This is a genomic window from Sphingosinicellaceae bacterium, from assembly GCA_019285715.1.
Lineage (GTDB): Bacteria > Pseudomonadota > Alphaproteobacteria > Sphingomonadales > Sphingomonadaceae > Glacieibacterium.
The window spans coordinates 4,184,379-4,202,516 of sequence record CP079108.1; the positions used below are offsets into that span (position 1 = coordinate 4,184,379).

Annotated in this window: 22 protein-coding genes; 10 read left to right on the forward strand and 12 right to left on the reverse strand. The window is 69.1% G+C overall.

The genetic code is table 11. The annotated features are described in order from the left end of the window. Positions 1 to 8 precede the first annotated feature (8 nt). Positions 9 to 203: a hypothetical protein gene (locus KX816_19375; GenBank protein QXQ06299.1), complete on the reverse strand. Its 195-nt coding sequence runs from the start codon at positions 201 to 203 to the stop codon at positions 9 to 11. A 336-nt stretch (positions 204 to 539) separates the two neighbouring features. Next, positions 540 to 2,354: an ABC transporter ATP-binding protein/permease gene (locus KX816_19380; GenBank protein QXQ06300.1), complete on the reverse strand. Its 1,815-nt coding sequence runs from the start codon at positions 2,352 to 2,354 to the stop codon at positions 540 to 542. Positions 2,355 to 2,474: 120 nt separating this feature from the next. On the opposite strand from KX816_19380, the gene KX816_19385 reads away from it, so the two are divergent. Both KX816_19385 and KX816_19390 read left to right on the forward strand, forming a co-directional pair. Next, the gene (locus KX816_19385) at positions 2,475 to 2,705 is read left to right on the forward strand and encodes a hypothetical protein (GenBank protein QXQ06301.1); all 231 of its coding nucleotides are present in this window, start codon (positions 2,475 to 2,477) and stop codon (positions 2,703 to 2,705) included. A 94-nt stretch (positions 2,706 to 2,799) separates the two neighbouring features. Beyond that, the gene (locus KX816_19390; GenBank protein ID QXQ08687.1) at positions 2,800 to 3,501 is read left to right on the forward strand and encodes an energy transducer TonB; all 702 of its coding nucleotides are present in this window, start codon (positions 2,800 to 2,802) and stop codon (positions 3,499 to 3,501) included. Positions 3,502 to 3,531: 30 nt separating this feature from the next. Here KX816_19390 and KX816_19395 read toward each other — a convergent pair whose 3' ends face one another. Further along, positions 3,532 to 4,470, reverse strand: a complete 939-nt coding sequence (locus tag KX816_19395; protein ID QXQ06302.1) for a ribose-phosphate pyrophosphokinase — start codon at positions 4,468 to 4,470, stop codon at positions 3,532 to 3,534. A 173-nt stretch (positions 4,471 to 4,643) separates the two neighbouring features. On the opposite strand from KX816_19395, the gene KX816_19400 reads away from it, so the two are divergent. Then, positions 4,644 to 5,021 carry a glycine zipper 2TM domain-containing protein gene (locus KX816_19400; protein QXQ06303.1) on the forward strand — a complete coding sequence of 126 codons (378 nt, stop codon included), beginning with the start codon at positions 4,644 to 4,646 and terminating at the stop codon, positions 5,019 to 5,021. 91 nt (positions 5,022 to 5,112) lie between these two features. Beyond that, on the forward strand, positions 5,113 to 5,256 hold the full coding sequence (locus KX816_19405; GenBank protein QXQ06304.1) for a hypothetical protein: 144 nt from the start codon (positions 5,113 to 5,115) through the stop codon (positions 5,254 to 5,256). A 129-nt stretch (positions 5,257 to 5,385) separates the two neighbouring features. On the opposite strand, the gene pgeF is transcribed toward KX816_19405, so the two are convergent. From pgeF to lgt, 4 genes are all read right to left on the reverse strand, one after another. Then, positions 5,386 to 6,168, reverse strand: a complete 783-nt coding sequence (gene pgeF / locus KX816_19410; GenBank protein ID QXQ06305.1) for a peptidoglycan editing factor PgeF — start codon at positions 6,166 to 6,168, stop codon at positions 5,386 to 5,388. Then, complete coding sequence (locus KX816_19415; GenBank protein QXQ06306.1) at positions 6,161 to 6,679, reverse strand: GNAT family N-acetyltransferase; 519 nt, start codon at positions 6,677 to 6,679, stop codon at positions 6,161 to 6,163. The genes pgeF and KX816_19415 overlap by 8 nt, the downstream gene beginning before the upstream one ends. Then, entirely contained in the window at positions 6,676 to 7,617 is a 942-nt protein-coding gene (locus tag KX816_19420) for an SAM-dependent methyltransferase (GenBank protein ID QXQ08688.1), read from the reverse strand. The genes KX816_19415 and KX816_19420 overlap by 4 nt, the downstream gene beginning before the upstream one ends. Positions 7,618 to 7,679: 62 nt before the next feature. After that, the gene (lgt, locus tag KX816_19425; GenBank protein ID QXQ06307.1) at positions 7,680 to 8,567 is read right to left on the reverse strand and encodes a prolipoprotein diacylglyceryl transferase; all 888 of its coding nucleotides are present in this window, start codon (positions 8,565 to 8,567) and stop codon (positions 7,680 to 7,682) included. Between the two features lie 116 nt (positions 8,568 to 8,683). Between lgt and KX816_19430 the strand changes: the two genes are divergently transcribed. From KX816_19430 to KX816_19455, 6 genes are read left to right on the forward strand one after another with little or no spacing between them, the layout of a single operon-like run. Then, positions 8,684 to 9,859, forward strand: coding sequence for an acyl-CoA dehydrogenase family protein (locus KX816_19430; GenBank protein ID QXQ06308.1), 1,176 nt, complete (start codon positions 8,684 to 8,686; stop codon positions 9,857 to 9,859). Between the two features lie 44 nt (positions 9,860 to 9,903). Beyond that, on the forward strand, positions 9,904 to 10,197 hold the full coding sequence (locus tag KX816_19435) for a hypothetical protein (GenBank protein ID QXQ06309.1): 294 nt from the start codon (positions 9,904 to 9,906) through the stop codon (positions 10,195 to 10,197). Further along, positions 10,194 to 10,391: a hypothetical protein gene (locus tag KX816_19440; GenBank protein ID QXQ06310.1), complete on the forward strand. Its 198-nt coding sequence runs from the start codon at positions 10,194 to 10,196 to the stop codon at positions 10,389 to 10,391. The genes KX816_19435 and KX816_19440 overlap by 4 nt, the downstream gene beginning before the upstream one ends. A 41-nt stretch (positions 10,392 to 10,432) precedes the next feature. Further along, a complete protein-coding gene (locus KX816_19445) occupies positions 10,433 to 11,572 on the forward strand; it encodes an acyl-CoA dehydrogenase family protein (GenBank protein ID QXQ06311.1) in 1,140 nt (379 codons plus the stop codon). Between the two features lies 1 nt (position 11,573). Then, positions 11,574 to 13,298 carry an acyl--CoA ligase gene (locus KX816_19450; protein ID QXQ06312.1) on the forward strand — a complete coding sequence of 575 codons (1,725 nt, stop codon included), beginning with the start codon at positions 11,574 to 11,576 and terminating at the stop codon, positions 13,296 to 13,298. Then, positions 13,298 to 13,840, forward strand: coding sequence for an HD domain-containing protein (locus tag KX816_19455; GenBank protein QXQ08689.1), 543 nt, complete (start codon positions 13,298 to 13,300; stop codon positions 13,838 to 13,840). Before KX816_19450 ends, KX816_19455 begins: the two co-directional genes overlap by 1 nt. A 111-nt stretch (positions 13,841 to 13,951) precedes the next feature. On the opposite strand, the gene KX816_19460 is transcribed toward KX816_19455, so the two are convergent. From KX816_19460 to rph, 5 genes are all read right to left on the reverse strand, one after another. After that, positions 13,952 to 14,575, reverse strand: a complete 624-nt coding sequence (locus KX816_19460; GenBank protein QXQ06313.1) for a hypothetical protein — start codon at positions 14,573 to 14,575, stop codon at positions 13,952 to 13,954. A gap of 9 nt (positions 14,576 to 14,584) precedes the next feature. Then, entirely contained in the window at positions 14,585 to 15,502 is a 918-nt protein-coding gene (locus KX816_19465; GenBank protein QXQ06314.1) for a DMT family transporter, read from the reverse strand. Between the two features lie 24 nt (positions 15,503 to 15,526). Further along, a complete protein-coding gene (gene hemW, locus KX816_19470) occupies positions 15,527 to 16,651 on the reverse strand; it encodes a radical SAM family heme chaperone HemW (GenBank protein ID QXQ08690.1) in 1,125 nt (374 codons plus the stop codon). Positions 16,652 to 16,791: 140 nt separating this feature from the next. Further along, positions 16,792 to 17,385: an RdgB/HAM1 family non-canonical purine NTP pyrophosphatase gene (gene rdgB, locus KX816_19475; protein ID QXQ06315.1), complete on the reverse strand. Its 594-nt coding sequence runs from the start codon at positions 17,383 to 17,385 to the stop codon at positions 16,792 to 16,794. Continuing rightward, on the reverse strand, positions 17,382 to 18,098 hold the full coding sequence (gene rph, locus KX816_19480; protein QXQ06316.1) for a ribonuclease PH: 717 nt from the start codon (positions 18,096 to 18,098) through the stop codon (positions 17,382 to 17,384). The genes rdgB and rph overlap by 4 nt, the downstream gene beginning before the upstream one ends. Positions 18,099 to 18,138: the final 40 nt, after the last annotated feature.

Consider the following 18,138-nt stretch of genomic DNA (forward strand, 5'->3'; position numbering starts at 1 on the left):
GTTTTTGCTCAGTTCAGTTCGTGGCCGCAGCCAAGCGTCGCGGCTGCCCTGGCCAGCCCGGCATCCCAGGCGCAGATCTTCAAGCCCCGATCCGCCGCAATCGCAAGATGGGGCGCGTCGCCGGCCCGCAGGTCGGTCTCGCCGCGATCGGCCATGCGCGCCGCGCGCCTGAAATCGGCGCGGCGCGTGCCGAGTTCGTTCACCAAAAGCGTGACGAGCAGGGACGTGTCGAGATAGCCGGTGAATCGCGGGCGTTGCCACGCATGCGACCGATGAAGTCGTCGCCGTCTTCGGCCTGCATTGGCGTGCTGCCGGTGAGCGCACGAAGCACGTCGACGTCGATCGGCTTCCGCTCGATCTCCGCCGGAACCAGCCGAGCCGCCGGCTTGCCGCGCCGCAGGATCGAGATCTTCTCGCCTGCAGGGCCCGCTTGACCAGCGCGCTCAGGTGCGCCTTCGCCTCGGCTAGATTGACGCTCTCCATCGCCCGGCTCCTGACCAACTAACTGGTCATGCCGGCCCCAACGCCGCTTCCGGCAATCACTCCGCCGCCTGCAACTGCTCCGCTTCGGCCTCCGCCTGCTGCAAATTCCACATCGCCGCGTACGCCCCGTCGCGGGCCATCAACACCGAGTGGGTGCCGCGCTCGACGATGCGCCCGGCGTCCATGACGATGATCTCGTCGGCGTCGGTGACGGTCGACAAGCGGTGCGCGATGACCAGCGTGGTGCGGCGCGCCGAGACATCGTGGAGCGCGGTCTGGATGTCCGCCTCGGTTGCCGAATCGAGGGCGCTGGTCGCCTCGTCGAGGATCAGCAGCGCCGGGTCCTTGAGGATGGTCCGGGCGATGGCGACGCGCTGCTTCTCGCCGCCCGACAGCTTGAGGCCGCGCTCGCCGACCGTCGTCGCATAGCCGTCGGGAAGCGACAGGATGAAGTCGTGGATCGCCGCACCCCTGGCAGCCGTCTCGATCTCGGCCTGCGAGGCGCCGATGTGGCCATAGGCGATGTTGTATCCGATGGTGTCGTTGAACAGCACGGTGTCCTGCGGCACGATGCCGATGGCGCGACGCAGGCTGTCCTGCGTGACCTTTCGCAGGTCCTGGCCGTCGATGGTCACCGCGCCCTTTTCGATGTCGTAGAAGCGATAAAGGATGCGGCTCAACGTCGACTTGCCCGCGCCCGAATGGCCGACGACCGCGAGCTTCTTCCCCGGCGCGATGTCGAACGACACGTCGTGGAGGATCTGGCGGCGCGGCTCGTAGCTGAAGTCGACGTGGCTGAACTGGAGATGCGCGCCGCTCAGCGCCAGCGGGGTCGCGTCGGGGGCGTCGGCGATCTCGGCGGGCGTGTCGACCAAGCCGAACATCTGCTCCATGTCGATCAGGCCCTGCTTGATCTCGCGGTAGACCATGCCGAGCATGTCGAGCGGCCGGAAAAGCTGCGCCAGCAACGTATTGACCAGCACTACGTCGCCGACGGTGAACTTGCCCTGGCTCCAGCCCCAGACGGTGTAGCCCATCGCGCCCGCCATCATCAGGTTGGTGATCAGCGCCTGCCCGACGTTGAGCGACGCCAGCGACACCGCGTTCTTGATCGAAGCCTCGGTATAGCGCTCGAGCGCCACGCCGTAGTTGCGCGTCTCGTGAAGCTCGGCGTTGAAATACTTGACGGTCTCGTAATTGAGCAGCGAGTCGATGGCGCGCGCGGAAACCTTGTTGTCGCTCTCGACCATCTCGCGGCGCATGCGGTTGCGCCAGTCGGTGACCTTGCGGGTGTACAGGATGTAGGCGGTCACCATGACCAGCGTCGCGGCGACCAGGCCGGGCCCGAGCTTGATCCAGAAGATCACGCACACCGCGGTCAGCTCGAACACCGTCGGCACGATGTTGAACAGGATGAAGTACAGCATCGTGTCGATGGACTTGGTGCCGCGCTCGACGATCCGCGTCAGGGCACCGGTGCGGCGCTCGAGGTGGTAACGCAAGCTGAGCCGGTGGATGTGCGCGAAGACGTCCTGGCTGAGGTGGCGCGCCGCGGTTTGGCCGACGCGCTCGAAGATCGCATTGCGGAGGTTGTCGAACAGCACCCCGCCGAAGCGAGCGCCGGCATAGGCGACGACCAGCGCGACCGCGATCTGCACGCCCTCGGTCATCGATCCCGACATGCGGTCGATCGCGCCCTTGTAGGCGAACGGCATCAGCAGCGTCGTCGCCTTGGCGAGCAGCACCAGCACCATCGCGACGACGACGCGCATGCGTAGCTGCGGACTGCCGGCCGGCCACAGATAGGGCAGGAATCGGCGCAGGGTCCGGAAGTCGGGGTCGCCGACGTTGGTCGCCGCGGAATCTCTCATGGCCCCTAAATGGCGCGTTGCGACGCCGACGCCAACCCCGTGCGGCACTATCCATTCGTCACACTTCCGGGGCGGAACATCGCAGTTCGTCGAACATTTAGCCTGTGAAGGAGCGGCGCGATGACCCCTGTACTGATCGTCATGGCGATCCTTGGTTGCGCCGACGCCGGCGACCGCTGCCAGACCGTCAAGGTCGAGCCGGTCACGTACGCCAGTGTCGCCACCTGCAATGCCGCCGCCGAAGCCACTCTCGGGCGCTACACTGGGCTGACCTATCCGGTCGTCGCGGCGAGCTGCCAGCAGTCTACCGGCCCGACCCTTGTCGCGGCCGAGGTTCAGCCTGCGGGCTGAACCACGCCGGGAGCGGGGCCGCGCTCCTGGCGTTTGATCCTTCATGGACGACCTAGCCGAGCCGACCGGCACGCCCGAACGGATCGCCCCGGCGATGTTCGTCGCCGCTGTCCACCTCGCGCTTGTCTATGCGTTGATCGTCGGGCTTGGCATCGACGTGCCGGAACAGATGCAGGCGAGCCTGCAGGTGTTCGAGGTGCCACCTGAAGTCCGGCCGCCGCCGCCGCGCCGCCTCCCCGCCCGCCACGCGACTCGGCGGCCCCGAGGCGCTGCAGCGCCCCCGAACATCCGCTCGCGGGCGACGCCCGTAGTCGCGCCGCCACCGGTGATCCCGCTCGTCGCGCCGCCGCTGATCGTCGTCGCGCCGGTCGCTGGCCTCGGTGCGGAGGCGAGGTCGGGAGCGGCACCGGTGCGCGGCCCGGGCACCGGCAGCGGCGGAGTCGGCACCGGGACCGGCAGCGGCGATGCGGGCACCGGCGACGGCGACGGCGGCGAGACTCCGCTGGTCCACATCAAGGGCCGCATCACCGACGCGGATTACCCCGAAGCGGCGGCCAAACTCGGCATCGGCGGCACTGTCCATGTCCGCTTCGTCGTCGGGGTGAAGGGCCGCGTTACCGACTGCCGGGTCACCCGCACCTCGGGCAACACCGCACTCGACGAGACAACGTGCCGCCTGATCCAGCAGCGCTTCCGCTACCGCCCGACGATGAACGCAAGCGGCAAGCCGATCCCCGATGTCGTCGTCGGCGAGCATTACTGGGAGATTGGCGAGCGGCCGGTGGACGGGCGGTAAACGTCTCGAGCGAGCGTGTTGCTGGCACCCTCAGTCGAACAGGCTCGACACCGAGCTTTCTTCCGACGTCCGCCGCATGGCCTCGGCGAACAGCGGTGCGATGGTGATGATGCGAATCTTCTTCGCCGCCTTGACCGCCTCGAGCGGCGCGATCGAGTCGGTGATCACCAGCTCGCTCAGCGCCGAACCCTCGACACGCGCCACCGCGCCGCCCGACAGCACGCCGTGAGTGACGTAGGCGGTAACGCCCGTGGCCCCTGCCTCCATCAACGCGGCCGCGGCGTTGCACAAGGTGCCCGCCGAATCGACGATGTCGTCGACGAGCACGCACATCCGGCCCTGGACGTCACCGATGATGTTCATGACCTCCGATTCGCCGGGCTTTTCGCGGCGCTTGTCGACGATCGCGAGCGGTGAGTTGCCGAGGCGTTTGGCCAGCGCCCGCGCCCGGACCACGCCTCCGACATCGGGCGACACCACGGTCAGCTCTGCGCCCTTGCCGAGCCGCGCCTCGATATCGGCGCTCATCACCGGTGCGGCGAACAGATTGTCGGTCGGAATGTCGAAAAAGCCCTGGATCTGCCCGGCATGCAGGTCGACCGACAGCACGCGGTTGGCCCCCGCCACGGTGATCAGGTTGGCGACCAATTTGGCCGAGATCGGCGTACGCGGGCCGGGCTTCCGGTCCTGCCGGGCGTAGCCGAAGTACGGCACCACCGCGGTGATCCGGCGCGCCGACGAGCGCCGCAGCGCGTCGATGCAGATCAGCAGCTCCATCAGATTGTCGTTGGCGGGCGCGCTCGTCGGCTGGACGACGAAGACATCCTCGCCGCGGACGTTCTCGTGGATCTCGACGAAGACCTCCTCGTCGGCGAAGCGCCGGACGCTTGCCTTGGTCAGCGGAATGTCGAGATACTTGCCGATCGCGCTGGCGAGTTCGAGGTTGCTGTTCCCAGCGAGAATTTTCACGTGTTCGACCCCTCCGCCAAGCGAGCGTCTCCCCTAGCGGGGCTGTCACGCAGGGGCAACAAAACCCGCACCCGAAATGTGAACACCCCGCAACGAAGCGTTCAGCGTCGCGGCATACAATGCCGCCCATAAAGGCCCCAGCAGCCGATCGCGGCTGAACGAAAGGAACCGCCATGTTGGGCAAGATAATCACCAGTTTCGCGGCAATCGCGACGCTCGCCACCGCGACGGTGCCGGTGGCCGTCAGCGCCTACGACCACGACCGCTATGACAACCAGCGCGGCGACTATTACAACAACGGCTACAATCACGGCCGCGACCGTCACGGCTACCGCAACAACGACCGTCGCGGCTATTACGGTCGCAACGACTACCGCGGCCGCTGCAAGAACAATGGTTCCACCGGCACAATCGTCGGCGCGATCGCCGGTGGCCTGCTCGGCAACGGCATCGCAGGCCGCGGCGACCGCACCCTTGGCACCGTCGTCGGTGCGGGTGGCGGTGCGCTCGCCGGACGTGCCATCGACCGCAGCGGTAGCCATCGCTGCTGAGCCCGGAACGGACGTCACGGGGGCTGGGCAAGGCAGCCCCCGTAATGCCGTCATACTCGCAACGAATGGCTCGCAGCGAAGGGGTCGCGGGATGAGTGAGATTTTGCAACTGGTCGCCGAGCACGACGTCGCCATCGGACTGGCGGGGACGGCGCTGGTCGTGCTGGCCGTCCTCGCCGGCTTCGGCCGTCACCATCGGCGCGGCACCGACGCCCGCGCCCGGCACCGGGAGTAGCGGCGCGCATCGGCCCCTATTAGCCCGCGGCCCCGTGTCATCCCGGGCTTGACCCGGGACCCAGCTAACCCGGAGCTCGGTGTGCGTAGTTAGCTGGGTCCCGGGTCAAGCCCGGGATGACAACCCTGACTATCCGAGCGCTATCATCGAGATCTGGCGCCCATAGTCGCCCTCTCCCGCATGCGTCGTGCGCCGGTAGCTGAACCAGCGCCCCGGGTCCGCATAGGTGTCGAGCCCGAGCGCCGTGATCCGGCTCAGCCCGGCCTCCGCCAGCCGCCTCACGATGAAGCCCTCGAGGTCGAACTGGTGGTGCCCGGCACGGCCCGGCGTGAAGAAGTCGTCGTGGCGCTCGTCGTCGGCGATGAACTTGCCGCGGAAGCCGTCGTCGACCTCGTAGCTGCGCCGCCCGATGGTCGGGCCGATCGCCGCCGCGATCCGGCCGCGGTCCGCCCCGAGCGCGACCATCGCGTCGATCGTCGCGGGCAGCACGCCATGCAGCGCCGGCCGCCAGCCCGCGTGCGCCGCCCCGATAACCCCCGCCTCGACATCGGCGAACAGCACCGGCGCACAGTCGGCGGCCAGGATTGCCAGCGCGAGGCCCGGCCGGTCGGTGACCATACCGTCGGCGTGGGGCCGGTCGGCGTCCGCGAACGGCACGGTGACGGTGACGACGGTCGGGCTGTGGACCTGGTGGAGGGTGACGAGGCTCGCGCCCGGGGCAACGGCGGCCAGCGCGCGGGCCCGATTTTCGACGACAGCGGCGCGGTCGTCGTCCGACCCGAGGCCGCAGTTGAGGCTGGCGTAGATCCCGGTCGAGACGCCGCCCCGCCGCCCGAGGAAGCCGTGGCGCGTGCCCGCGAGCGCCGGCGCGGTGACCAATTCGACAGCTTCAGGCTCAGGAAACTCAGCCATCGAGCTTCAGCCGGCACAGGAGCTCATCGTCGGCGTGGTTGCCGACCATGAACTTGAACGGGCGGACTTCCTCGAAGCCGTAGCGCGCGTACAGCCGCCGGGCGCGGTGGTTGTCCCCGAACACCGACAGCCACAGCTCCGCGTTGCCGCGCCGCCGCGCCTCGGCCAGCGCCCAGTCCATCAGCACGACCCCGATGCCGGTCCCCTTGGCGGCTTCGAGCAGGTACAGCTGGCGCAGCTCGATGCAGCCGCGCCCGACCGGGTCATAGGGCAGCGACGGCGGCCCGAGCTTGCAGAAGCCGACCAGTCGGCCGTCGTCCTCGGCGAGGCGGAAGGCGTAGGCGGGATCGCCGAGCTGGCCGCGGAACGTCTCCTCGCCCTGGCCGGCGATGAAGGCGTTGTAATCCTCGGCGGCGTAGAGGTGCCGGAACATGCCGTCGAAGCTCTCGATGTAGACCGCGCGCACGGCGGCCGCGTCGTCGACGGTGCCGTCGCGGTAGGTCGCGGTCATGCCGCGAACCCCGCCGGCGTCGGCCAGCCGGTGCCGGTCAGCGCCATCACCTTGAACAACTCGCCCATCGCGTTCTCCCCCGTCAGCCGCGCGGTCGCCGCGTGGATCGCCTCGCGCTGCGGACCGGTCGCCCTCGTCTTGAGCGCCGCCGCTCGCGCGTCGATACCGAGCGCCCTCAGCCACGCCCCTTGCCCGACAGGGCCGTGCGAAACCACCCCGGCCGACGCCCCAAGTGCCGAAAAATCGACGTGCGCGGTCAGGTCGACCTCGCCGGGGTCGACGAACGGATCGGCGAAGGCGTGGGCGCGCACCGCCTGCAACGTGTCGCCGGTGGCGGGGCCGGCGTAGCCATAGTCGATGATGAGTGCGACGCCGCCCTGCGCGCGCAGCCGGGCACCGATCTCGGCGACAATTGCGGTCGAAGCGGGAGAGGTTTCGACGATCGTGCCGGGCGGGGCGATGGTGAGCAGCGGGGCGGGCTTGCCGAGGACGGGAGCGAACTCGAGGCCGACGCAGCGCTCGCGCCACTCCCCTGCAAACACGAACTGCCGCACCGGCAGCGCATCGAAGAACTCGTTCGCCACCAGCAGCAGCGGCCCGTCGTCCGGTACCTGCGCCAGCGCCTCGTGCCACGTCGCGCCCGGCACCCGCTCGGCCTGCGCCGCGCGCAGGGTCGGGCTGGTCTCGACGAAATGCACCGCGGGGGCGAGGCCCGAGACTCGCGCGGCCCGCAGCAGGTCCGCCATCAGCGTCCCCCGCCCCGGGCCGAGCTCGACCAGCCGCACGCCCTCCGGCGACCCCGCGCGGACCCACGCATCGCCGAGCGCGACGCCGACCAGCTCGCCGAACATCTGGCTGATCTCGGGCGCGGTGGTGAAGTCGCCCGCGACCCCGAGCGGGTCCCGCGTCGCGTAATAATGCGCGTTGCACAGCGCCATCCAACGCGCCACCGGCATCGGGCCGTCGTGCTCGATCTCGCGCCGCAGCCGGTCGCCGAGGCTCACGCCGCGGTTGCAGCCCGTCGCGCCGCGCGGCCGCCGCTGGTCGCGATCATGACGATGCCGATCAGGATCATCGGCAGGCACAACAACTGCCCCATGGTCAGGTGGAAGGCGAGGTAGCCGACCTGCACGTCGGGCTCGCGGAAGAACTCGATGATGAAGCGGACCAGTCCGAAGCCGCCGATGAAGACGCCGCTGAGCAGGCCCGGCTGGCGGCGCGCATCGGTCCGCCAGAACAGGTACGCCAGCAGCAGGAACAGCACGACGCCCTCGCCGAACGCCTCGAACAGCTGGCTCGGATAGCGCGGCAACGGCCCGCCGCCGGGGAAGATGATGCCCCAGCTGGAGCCAGTGATGCGCCCGAACAGCTCGCCGTTGACGAAGTTGGCGAGCCTGCCGAAGCACTGCCCGATCGGCACCACGCAGGCGACGTAATCGCCGACCCGGAGTGCATCGAGCCGGTTGCGGCGGGCGAACCACGCCACCGCGACGATCATGCCGATGGCGCCGCCGTGGAACGACATGCCGCCGTCCCACAGCCGGATGATGTCGAGCGGCTGTTGGGCGAAGTGCTGGAAATTATAGAACAGGACATAGCCGATGCGGCCGCCGAGGATGATGCCGAGCGTCGCCCAGGTGATGAAGTCGTCGGCCTGGACCTGCGTCATCGGCGGCGTTGTTGTTGTTGTTGAAGTCTGCGGCGTGCGCAGCAGCCGCTTCAGGTAGAACCAGCCGAGCAGGATGCCGCCGATATAGGCGAGGCTGTACCAGCGCAGCGCCAGCGGCCCGATCTCGGTGCCCGCGACGGTGAACGCCGGGATGCTGAACAGTTCGGGGCGCAGGCCGAGCGTGGTGAAATCGAGCGCTATCTGGATCGGTCCCGGCATCGTGCTTAACATTTCCTTTGACCACCGGGCGCGGCGCACCATAGTCGGCGGCAACGATAAGACACAACGATAAGACTGCGGCAGAGACCGTGCGCAAGATCCCGTGGGAGACGACCGTGACCGACCAACTCGAGGCGTTCCGCGCCGAGACCCGCGACTGGCTCGAAGCCAATTGCCCGTCTGAAATGCGCGAGCCGGTGGCGCGCGATGCCGACATCTGCTGGGGCGGCCGCAACGTCAAGTTCGCCAGCGACGCCCAGCGCCTGTGGCTCGAGCGCATGGGCGCGCGCGGCTGGACCGTGCCCGAATGGCCCAAGCCCTACGGCGGCGGCGGCCTTTCCAAGGACGAGGCCAAGGTGCTGGCGTCCGAGATGCGCCGCATCAAGGCGCGTTCGCCGCTGTCGTCGTTCGGCATCTGGATGCTCGGGCCGGCACTGCTGAAATACGGCAGCGAGGACCAGAAGCTCGAGCATCTGCCCCGCATTGCGCGCGGCGAGATCCGCTGGTGCCAGGGCTATTCGGAGCCCGGCGCGGGGTCCGACCTCGCCAGCCTGCGCACCTCGGCGATTCTTGAGGGCGACCATTATACGGTGAACGGCCAAAAGGTCTGGACCAGCTACGCCGACCAGGCCGACTGGATCTTCTGCCTGGTCCGCACCGACCCGGCTGCGCCCAAGCACCTCGGCATCTCGTTCCTGCTGTTCGACATGGCCTCGCCGGGCGTCTCGACCTCGCCGATCCGGCTGATCTCGGGCGCCTCGCCGTTCTGCCAGACCTTCTTCGACGACGTGAAGGTCCCCGCCGGCAACCTCGTCGGGACGCCGGGCAAGGGCTGGGACATCGCCAAATACTTGCTCACCCACGAGCGCGAGATGATCGGCGACATGGACGGCGGTCGCGAATCGCTGAGCGAGATCGCCCGGCGGCACCTGGGCATGGACGGCGCAGTGCTGTCCGACGCGGGTCTGCGCAGCGACATCGTCCGCCACGAGATCGACGCCTGGGCGTTCGGCCTGACCATGGAGCGGGTCAAGGACGAGGCCAAGGCCGGGCAAGGTGTCGGGGCCCTGTCGTCGATGCTGAAATACTACGGCACCGAGCTCAACAAGCATCGCCAGGAACTGCTGATGTCGGTCGGCGGGACCGACGCTTTGCTGTGGGAGGGCGACAACCACGCGGGCGACCAGGCGCGGTCGTGGCTGCGGTCGCGGGCAAATTCGATCGAGGGCGGCACGTCGGAGATCAACCTCAACATCATCGCGAAGCGCGTGCTGCAGCTGCCGGGGGCTTGATGGCAGGACTTGCAACCCGGCGGCGGGAGTCGCATGTACACACTATGGACATGCAGTCAGCTCAGCAAAAGGGTTCCCGGCTGGTCGTCATGATGACGCCGACCGAAAAGCGGGCGATCGAAGCACGTGCCCGGCACATGAGCCTGACCACGAGTGAATTCATCCGGCGTGCTGCCCACGATTACGACGAGGTCGATCCGACCGAGCGGATCGCGCTCGAGCTTCTCGCCGATGAACTGGAGAAGACCGTCGTCTCGATGCGCAACAGTTTCCAGCGCGCCCGCGAAGATTTCGAGTTCCACCAGGCTGAAATGGCGCGAATCAAGGCGTCGAGATGAGCCTGCTCGATCGCGTGCTCGACAGCGTCAAGGAACTGGTCGTGATGCGGAGCGAACTCGACCGCATGGCCGGCGACCTGGCGACGACCCGCGCCGACGTGCGTAGCCACGAAGATCGACTGATCCGCATCGAGACGATGATCGAAATGGGCGGGCGACCGGCATCGCCGCAACGACGACTGCCGAAACAATGAATTAGCAGGCCGCAGAGCCTGCCGTCCTTGGGAGTTCTAAATTGGCACTGGTACTGACCGACGACCAGACGATGATCCGCGACTCCGCGGAAGGGTTCTTCCGTGATTCAGCCCCGCCCGCGCAGTTCCGCAAGCTCCGCGACGCGCACGACGCGACCGGCTTCGACCGCGGCCTGTGGAAGCAGATGGCGGAGATGGGGTTCACGGGCGTGCTGGTGCCCGAGGCGCATGGCGGCGCCGGGCTCGGCTATGTCGCCGCCGGGCTGATCCAGGAAGCCGTGGGCCGCAACCTGTCGCTGAGCCCGTTGCTGTCGACCGCCATCCTCGCGGCGTCGGCGCTGGTCGCGGCCGGGACCGAGGAGCAGCAGGCAAAATACCTGCCGCAGATCGCGTCGGGCGAACGCTTGTTCGCGCTCGCCGCCGACGAGAAGGCACGCCACGCCCCGCACCACGTCGCGACCCGCGCCGAGGCCTCGGGCAACGGCTTCAAGCTCAGCGGCAGCAAGACCTTCGTCCTCGACGGGCATGTCGCCGACACCTTCATCGTCGCGGCGCGGACCTCGGGCGACGACGCAGATTCAGCCGGCATCACGCTGTTCCTCGTCGATGCGAAGGCCGCCGGAGTGGACACGAAGCGGACCTCGATGGTCGACAGCCGCAACGCCGCGAACATCGTGCTGGCCGACGTGCAGGTCGACGGTGCCGACGTGCTCGGGACGATCGGCGAGGGTGGCGCGCTGCTCGACCGGATCCTCGACGCCGGGCGCGCCTGCCTCGCGGCGGAAATGCTCGGGGTGTCGGCGCAGAGCTTCGAGACCACGGTCGACTACCTCAAGACCCGCGAGCAGTTCGGCGCGAAGATCGGCAGCTTCCAGGCGCTCCAGCACCGCGCTGCCCACCTGTTCTGCGAGGTCGAGCTGGCCCGCTCCGCCACCCTCCGCGCGCTCCAGGCCCTCGACGCCGACGAGGAGCGCGCGCCGCTGTTCGTCAGCCTCGCCAAGGCCAAGGCGGGCGAGGTCGCACGGCTCGCGACCAACGAGGGCGTCCAGATGCACGGCGGCATCGGCATGACCGACGACGTCGATATCGGCTTCTACATGAAGCGGGCGCGCGCGGCGCAGGAGACCTTCGGCGACGCGACCTTCCACGGCGACCGCCTCGCCCGGCTGATGGGATACTAGGATGAAGTCCGCGCTCGACACCGCGCTCGACGCGGTCATCGACACCATCATCGCGCCCGGCGGGCAGTTGGCCGTCGGCGAGGCCAAGGTCCGCGAGGCGACGCTGCCGGTGTTCGCCAACGGCCCGTCCAACATGCGCGACTATCTCGCGTATTTTTTCGGGGCTAACGCCGACAAGGAGTTCCTCGTTTACCGCGACGAGCGGCTGACGTTCGCGGAGGTCTATGCGCAGGCGATCAAGGTCGCGGCCTGCCTCCAGCACAATCACGGCATCGCCAAGGGCGACCGCGTCGCCATCGCGATGCGCAACTATCCGGAGTGGGTCGCGAGCTTTGTCGCCGTCCTCCACCTCGGCGCGATCGCGGTACCGATGAACGCCTGGTGGCAGTCCGACGAGCTGGCCTACGGGCTGGCGGATTCGGGCACCCGGCTGGTCATCGCCGACGAGGAGCGGGCGCGGCGCATGGCCGACCTCGCGGGCGCCAACCGCAAGTTGCTCACCGTCCGCACCAGCCGCGAAGTCGCCGACGAACTCGGCTTCGAGCGCCTTGAGGACAGCCTCGCCGCATCGCCGCCGACACCGTGGTTCCTGCCCGAGATCAGTCCTGAGGACGACGCGACGATCATGTACACGAGCGGCTCGACCGGAAGCCCCAAGGGCGCGGTCAGCACGCACCGCGCGCTCGCGTCGGGCGCGATGAACTACCTCGTCGCGGGTCTGGCGCTGCTCGAGCTCGGCACTCGGGCAGGGATCGCGCCCGCCGAGCAGCAGATCATGTTGCTCAACGTGCCGCTGTTCCACATCACCGGGTCGGTGCCGGTGCTGCTCGTCTCGATCGCTATCGGCCGCAAGATGGTGATCATGCACAAGTGGGATGCGGGCGAGGCGCTGCGCCTGATCGAGAGCGAGCGCGCGACCTATTTCGTCGGCGTCCCGACGATGTCGCTGGAGCTGATGCAGCACCCCGACCGCGCAAAATACGACCTGTCGAGCCTCGTCGACATCGCGAGCGGCGGCGCGCCGCGCCCGCCCGAGCATGTAGAGCGCATCGCCGAAAGCTTCCCCGGCAAGCACCCCGTCCAGGGCTACGGCCTGACCGAGACCAACGGCGTCGGCGCCGGCAATTTCCGCGACAACTACCGGTCGAAGCCGGCCTCCACCGGGCGCGCCTCGCGGCCGCTGGTCGAGCTGCAGATCATCGACGACGACGGCACCCCGCTCGGACCCGACACGGTCGGGGAAGTCTGCATCCGCTCGGTCGCCAACTGCCGCGGCTACTGGAACAAGCCCGAGGCGACCGCGGCGGCGTTCTCGGCCGACGGCTGGTTCAAGACCGGTGACCTCGGCCTGATCGACGCGGACGGCTATCTGTTCATCGTCGACCGCAAGAAGGACATCATCATCCGCGGCGGCGAGAACATCAGCTGCCAGGAAGTCGAGAGCGCGATCTACAACCACCCCGCGGTCGCCGAGGCCTCGGTGTTCGGCCTGCCCGACGAGCGGCTCGGCGAGGTCGTCGGCGCAGTGGTCTATCCCAAGCCCGGCGCCGCGCTGGAGGCGGACGCTCTCCACGAACTGCTCAGCCGCGAACTGGCGAGCTTCAAGGTGCCGTCGCAGATCTGGCTGGTCGACGAGCCGTTGCCGAAACTGGGCAGCGCGAAAATCGACAAGGTCACCCTCCGCAAGCTATACTGCGAGAAGTTCGCCGCACGGGAGAATGCGTGATGTTTACCGCCATGCAGCAGGGTACCGCCGAGGATTGGGCCCACATCGCCAAGGAACACATGGTCCACCAGCGGACCCAGGCACCGCTGCAGATCATGGATTCGATGCGGCGACTCGGAGCCATCCAGGTCGGTTTCGCCGCCGACCAGCTGACCCACTGCCTGATGACCGCGACGCTCGCCCGCGCCGACAACGCCACCGACGAGGAAGTCGTCGCCGGGCTGACGCACGATCTCGGCAAGTTGCTGTCGATCCCCAACCACGGCGCGATCCAGGCCGAGGTGCTCAAGCCCTATGTTTCCGAGGACATCTACCGCGCCGTGATGTGGCACCAGCATTTCCAGGGCGCCTATTATTACGGCTACCTCGGCAAGCCGACCGACATGCGCCAACAGTTCAAGGACGAGGCGTGGTTCGAGTTCGCCGAGAAGCTGGTCGACAAGTGGGACGCCCCCGCATTCGACCCGGACTTCAAGGTCGACAGCCTGGAGAGCTTCGAACCCGAGGTCGTCCGGGTGTTCAGCACGCCGAAGATGTTCTGACCTGAATCCTCCCCGTCTCCGGGGAGGTTTTCAGACGCGCCAAAGCCCCCGCCGGTATTCGGACACCGTGGCGGCGGATCGTGAAGCTCGTGCGGTCAGGCAGATGCGAACCTAGCGACTGCCCTTCACGTAGCGCATCGCCTCGCCGTGGAAGTTCATCACCGCCGCCCCGGGCTCGATCAGCACCGGCTCGCCCCGAAAGTCGTGCTTGCCGAGGTCGTTGGCGTCGAAGCGGTAGGTCAGGTCGTTGTGCCCGTCGACCGGGAAAGCCTGCATCGGGATGCCGTACATCTCCAGGCCCATTTTCAGCCCGACGAGCTTTTTCCCCGGCGGCAGGTCGGTGCGGAAGCCGTAGTCCTGGGTGACCCCGGTCAGGGGCTCGCCGGTGCCGATGTCGGCCTCGACGTCGATCAGCGCGATGCCGCTGCCGTTGGCGCCGACGACCTTGATCTCGAGCGTGCCAGCCGGCCCGGCGACGCTGCGAACGAGCGTGAAGGCCGGCGCGACGATCGGCTGGTCGCTGGTCAGGAAGACCGTGCGGCCCGACTGCCGCCAGCTGCCGGTCGCGTGCTCGTCGAGTGCGCCGTAGCTGAGGAACCACTCGAAGCGGCCGCCGGGCATGAGTTTGAGCCCGGACCCGACCTCGCGCTGGCCCTGCAGTTCATAGGTCCCGACGACGCCGGGGGCCGCGGGCTGGGCTGCGGCGACCGCGAGGGCGATGAGGGTGCCGATCACGCGGCGAGGCTAGGCCGCCGACGGCTCCGTATCAATCACCCGCTTGGTCCGTTCGGGAAGCCTTACGAGGATCAGCGCCGCCACGACCAGCGCCGCGCCGCCGATCTCGACCGCACCGGGCACCTCGCCGAAGCGCAGCGCGCCGATGGTCGCGGCGATGGCGGGCTGCACCAGCAGGGTCAGCCCGACGACGATCGGCTTCAGGTGCCCGACGGCATAGACGATCAGCCCCTGCCCGACGACCTGGCTGCCGAGCGCGAGCAGCACCAGCGGCGTCCAGTCGGTCGGCAGCAGCGGCCCCGGCCCGGCGAGCGCGACCGGGAACAGCAGAACCGCGCTGAGGACCGTGACCAGTGCCAGCAGCGGCATCGGCCCGATGCTCCGCCGCGCCCGGTCGATGACGAGCAGATAGCCGGTGTAGAACACTGCGGCACCGAGGCAGAGCAGGTCGCCCGCCAGATGCCGCGCCGAGACGTCGGCCGAGCGACCGAGCAGCAGCGCCGTGCCCGCCGCCGCGCAGGCCAGCGCGATGCCGGCGTTGCGCCCGGGCAGTGTCCGCGCCGCGGCATAGCCGACCAGCGGCAGCAGGAAGCTCGCGGCGTTCGACAGCAGCGCCGCGTTGGCCAGTGTCGTCCGCGCAATGCCGAGGTGCCAGACCGCGAGATCGGCGGCGAAGCACGCCGCCGCCAGCGAACAGATGCCGAGCAGCGGCCAGCGCAGGTCGCCCAGCCGCGCACCGCTCAGCCGCGCCAGGGCCAGCATCGGCAACGATGCGAGCGCGACGCGCCAGAACGCCGAGGTCACCGGCGGCACGTCCGCCAGCCGTACCAGCCATGGTCCGAAGGCGAGGCAGATACTGCCCGCCAGCATCGCCGGGAAGGCGGCGCGCGGCGTGGCGGAAGGCAGCGGCTGCACCGGCACTACCACCCTGTCATTCCGGGGTGCGCATCTTCAGCGGGCGAGGTCGCGCAACACGGCATTGACCAGCGGGCGCCCGGCGCGGGTCAGGCGGAGGCCGGTGGCGTCGTGCTCGACCAGTCCGAGGTCGGTAAGTCGCGCCACGGCCTTCAGGTCGACGGCGTCCCTCAGCGCGGTGCCGGTCCGCTGCCCGAACGTCCCGGCGTCGATGCCGGCGGTCAGCCGCAGGCCCATCATCAGCGCCTCGGTCGCGCGGGTCGCGGGGTCAAGTTCGGTGGTCTCGACGATGCCAGTTCCGAGCGCGATCGCGGCGTTCCAGTTCTCGGGCTTCTTGTGGCGCACGGTGGCGACGCCGGCGCGGCGGCCGTGGGCTCCGGGCCCGACCCCCGCGTAGTCGCCGTAGGTCCAGTAAGCGAGATTGTGGCGGCTCTCGGCGCCGGGGCGAGCGTGATTCGAGGTCTCGTAGGCGGGCAGCCCGGCCGCCTCGGTCGCGGCCTGTGTGAAGTCGAACAGGTCGGCGCTGGTGTCGGCGTCGGGGGTGCGCAGCCGGCCGGCGGCGTGCTCGACGGCGAAGCGCGTGCCGGCCTCGATGGTCAGCTGGTACAGCGACAGGTGCTCGGTACCAAAAGCGAGGGCGCGCGCCAGTTCGGGCTCCCACGCGGCGATGCTGTGGCCGGGCCGGTCGTAGATCAGGTCGAAGCTGACGCGCGGGAAGTTGGCCTGCGCGATGTCGAGGGCGGCGAGGCCCTGCGCAAGGTCGTGCGGCCGCCCGAGCAGCTTCAGTGCGGTGTCGTCGAGCGCCTGCAGCCCAAGACTGACGCGGTTGATGCCGGCATGCGCGAACCCGGCGAAGCGCGCCGCCTCGACGCTGGAGGGGTTGGCCTCGAGGGTAATCTCGGCGTCCCGCTCGAGCCGCCAGTGGCCGGCGACCGCGTCAATCACCGCGGCGGTGGTGGCGGGCGACATCAGCGAGGGGGTGCCGCCGCCGAAGAAGATGCTGTGGACCCGGCGGCCGGGTGTGACCGCGGCCTCGGCGGCGAGGTCGGCGAGCAATGCGGTGCGCCAGCCGCTCTCGTCGATGCTGGCGCGGACGTGGCTGTTGAAGTCGCAATAGGGGCATTTGGTGACGCAGAACGGCCAGTGGATGTAGACCGCCAGCGCTTCACCCTCCCCTTCGGGGGAGGGTCGGAGAGACGGCGAAGCCGGCCCCGGGGTGGGCTCTTGACCCGCAACGAAGAACCCACCCGCGGGCCGGTGCAAGGGCACCGTCTCTCGCACCCTCCCCTGAAGGGGAGGGTCTAAAAGCACGCCGCCACCAGTTGCTCGAACGCCCGTGCGCGGTGGCTCATCGCGTGCTTCGCCGCCGGGTCGATTTCCCCGAAGGTCTGGTCCATGTGCTCGGCGACGAACATCGGGTCATAGCCGAAGCCGCGGTCGCCGCGTGGCGGCCACACCAGCCGGCCGTCGACGCGACCCTCGAAGGTCTCGACGCTGCCGTCGGGCCAGGCCAGCGACAGCGCGCAGACGAAGTAGGCGGTGTCGGGCGATCCGAACGCCATCGCCCGGTGGACGCGCTCCATGGCGACGCCGAAGTCCTTGGCCTCGCCCGCCCAGCGCGCCGAATAGACGCCCGGAGCGCCGTCGAGCGCATCGACACAAAGCCCCGAATCGTCGGCGAGCGCGGGAAAGCCGGAGGCAGTGGCCGCCGCGAGCGCCTTCAGCTCGGCGTTGGCGCGGAACGTGGTGCCGGTCTCCTCGGGCTCCGGCAGGCCGAGGTCGCCCGCGGCGACAACGTCCATCCCGAACGGGCGCAGCAGGTCGCCGATCTCGCGCACTTTTCCCGGGTTATGCGTCGCCAGTACCAGCCGGCCGGGGGCGAGGCGGCGGCTCACCGCCCGGTCGCGACCCGCTGCGCCGCGAAGATCTCGGTGCAGCCGATGCGGGCGAGGCGGAGCAGGCGGAGCAGCGCCTCCTCGTCGAACGGCGCGCCCTCGGCGGTCGCCTGGACCTCGACGATGCCGCCGGTCGCGGTCAGCACGAAATTGGCGTCGGTGCCGGCGTCCGAATCCTCCTCATAGTCGAGGTCGAGCACCGGGTTGCCGTCGTGGATACCGCACGACACCGCGCCGACCTGGGTCGTCAGCGGGTCCACGGTCAGGCCGTTCTTGGCCATGATGCCGTCGATGGCGAGGCGCAGCGCCACCCAGGCGCCGGAGATAGCGGCGGTGCGGGTTCCGCCGTCGGCCTGGATGACATCGCAGTCGAGGGTGATCTGGCGCTCGCCGAGGAGCTTGAGGTCGGTAACGGCGCGGAGCGAACGCCCGATCAGGCGCTGGATCTCCTGGGTGCGGCCCGACTGCTTGCCCTTGGCGGCCTCGCGCGCGCCCCGCGTGTGGGTGGCGCGGGGCAGCATGCCGTATTCGGCGGTGACCCAGCCCGACCCCTTGCCGCGCAGCCACGGCGGCAGGCGCTCCTCGACCGACGCGGTGACGAGGACATGGGTGCGCCCGAACTTGACGAGGCACGAGCCCTCGGCATGCGCGCTGAAACCGGGGATCATCTCGATCGCCCGCATCGCGTCGGGGGCGCGGCCGGAGGGACGCATGGGACAGGCTCCTGAAGGTGAGGCTGCGGCTTAGCGGGTT

Excerpts from the sequence above, each read along its gene's own strand:
- KX816_19450 (QXQ06312.1), top strand. The coding sequence starts at position 11,574 with ATGAAGTCCGCGCTCGACACCGCGCTCGACGCGGTCATCGACACCATC.
- rph (QXQ06316.1), bottom strand. The coding sequence starts at position 18,098 with ATGCGTCCCTCCGGCCGCGCCCCCGACGCGATGCGGGCGATCGAGATG.
- KX816_19385 (QXQ06301.1), top strand. The coding sequence starts at position 2,475 with ATGACCCCTGTACTGATCGTCATGGCGATCCTTGGTTGCGCCGACGCC.
- KX816_19435 (QXQ06309.1), top strand. The coding sequence starts at position 9,904 with ATGGACATGCAGTCAGCTCAGCAAAAGGGTTCCCGGCTGGTCGTCATG.
- KX816_19380 (QXQ06300.1), bottom strand. The coding sequence starts at position 2,354 with ATGAGAGATTCCGCGGCGACCAACGTCGGCGACCCCGACTTCCGGACC.
- KX816_19400 (QXQ06303.1), top strand. The coding sequence starts at position 4,644 with ATGTTGGGCAAGATAATCACCAGTTTCGCGGCAATCGCGACGCTCGCC.
- KX816_19420 (QXQ08688.1), bottom strand. The coding sequence starts at position 7,617 with ATGGCGCTGTGCAACGCGCATTATTACGCGACGCGGGACCCGCTCGGG.
- pgeF (QXQ06305.1), bottom strand. The coding sequence starts at position 6,168 with ATGGCTGAGTTTCCTGAGCCTGAAGCTGTCGAATTGGTCACCGCGCCG.
- KX816_19455 (QXQ08689.1), top strand. The coding sequence starts at position 13,298 with ATGTTTACCGCCATGCAGCAGGGTACCGCCGAGGATTGGGCCCACATC.
- KX816_19390 (QXQ08687.1), top strand. The coding sequence starts at position 2,800 with ATGTTCGTCGCCGCTGTCCACCTCGCGCTTGTCTATGCGTTGATCGTC.
- KX816_19440 (QXQ06310.1), top strand. The coding sequence starts at position 10,194 with ATGAGCCTGCTCGATCGCGTGCTCGACAGCGTCAAGGAACTGGTCGTG.
- KX816_19405 (QXQ06304.1), top strand. The coding sequence starts at position 5,113 with ATGAGTGAGATTTTGCAACTGGTCGCCGAGCACGACGTCGCCATCGGA.
- KX816_19415 (QXQ06306.1), bottom strand. The coding sequence starts at position 6,679 with ATGACCGCGACCTACCGCGACGGCACCGTCGACGACGCGGCCGCCGTG.
- lgt (QXQ06307.1), bottom strand. The coding sequence starts at position 8,567 with ATGCCGGGACCGATCCAGATAGCGCTCGATTTCACCACGCTCGGCCTG.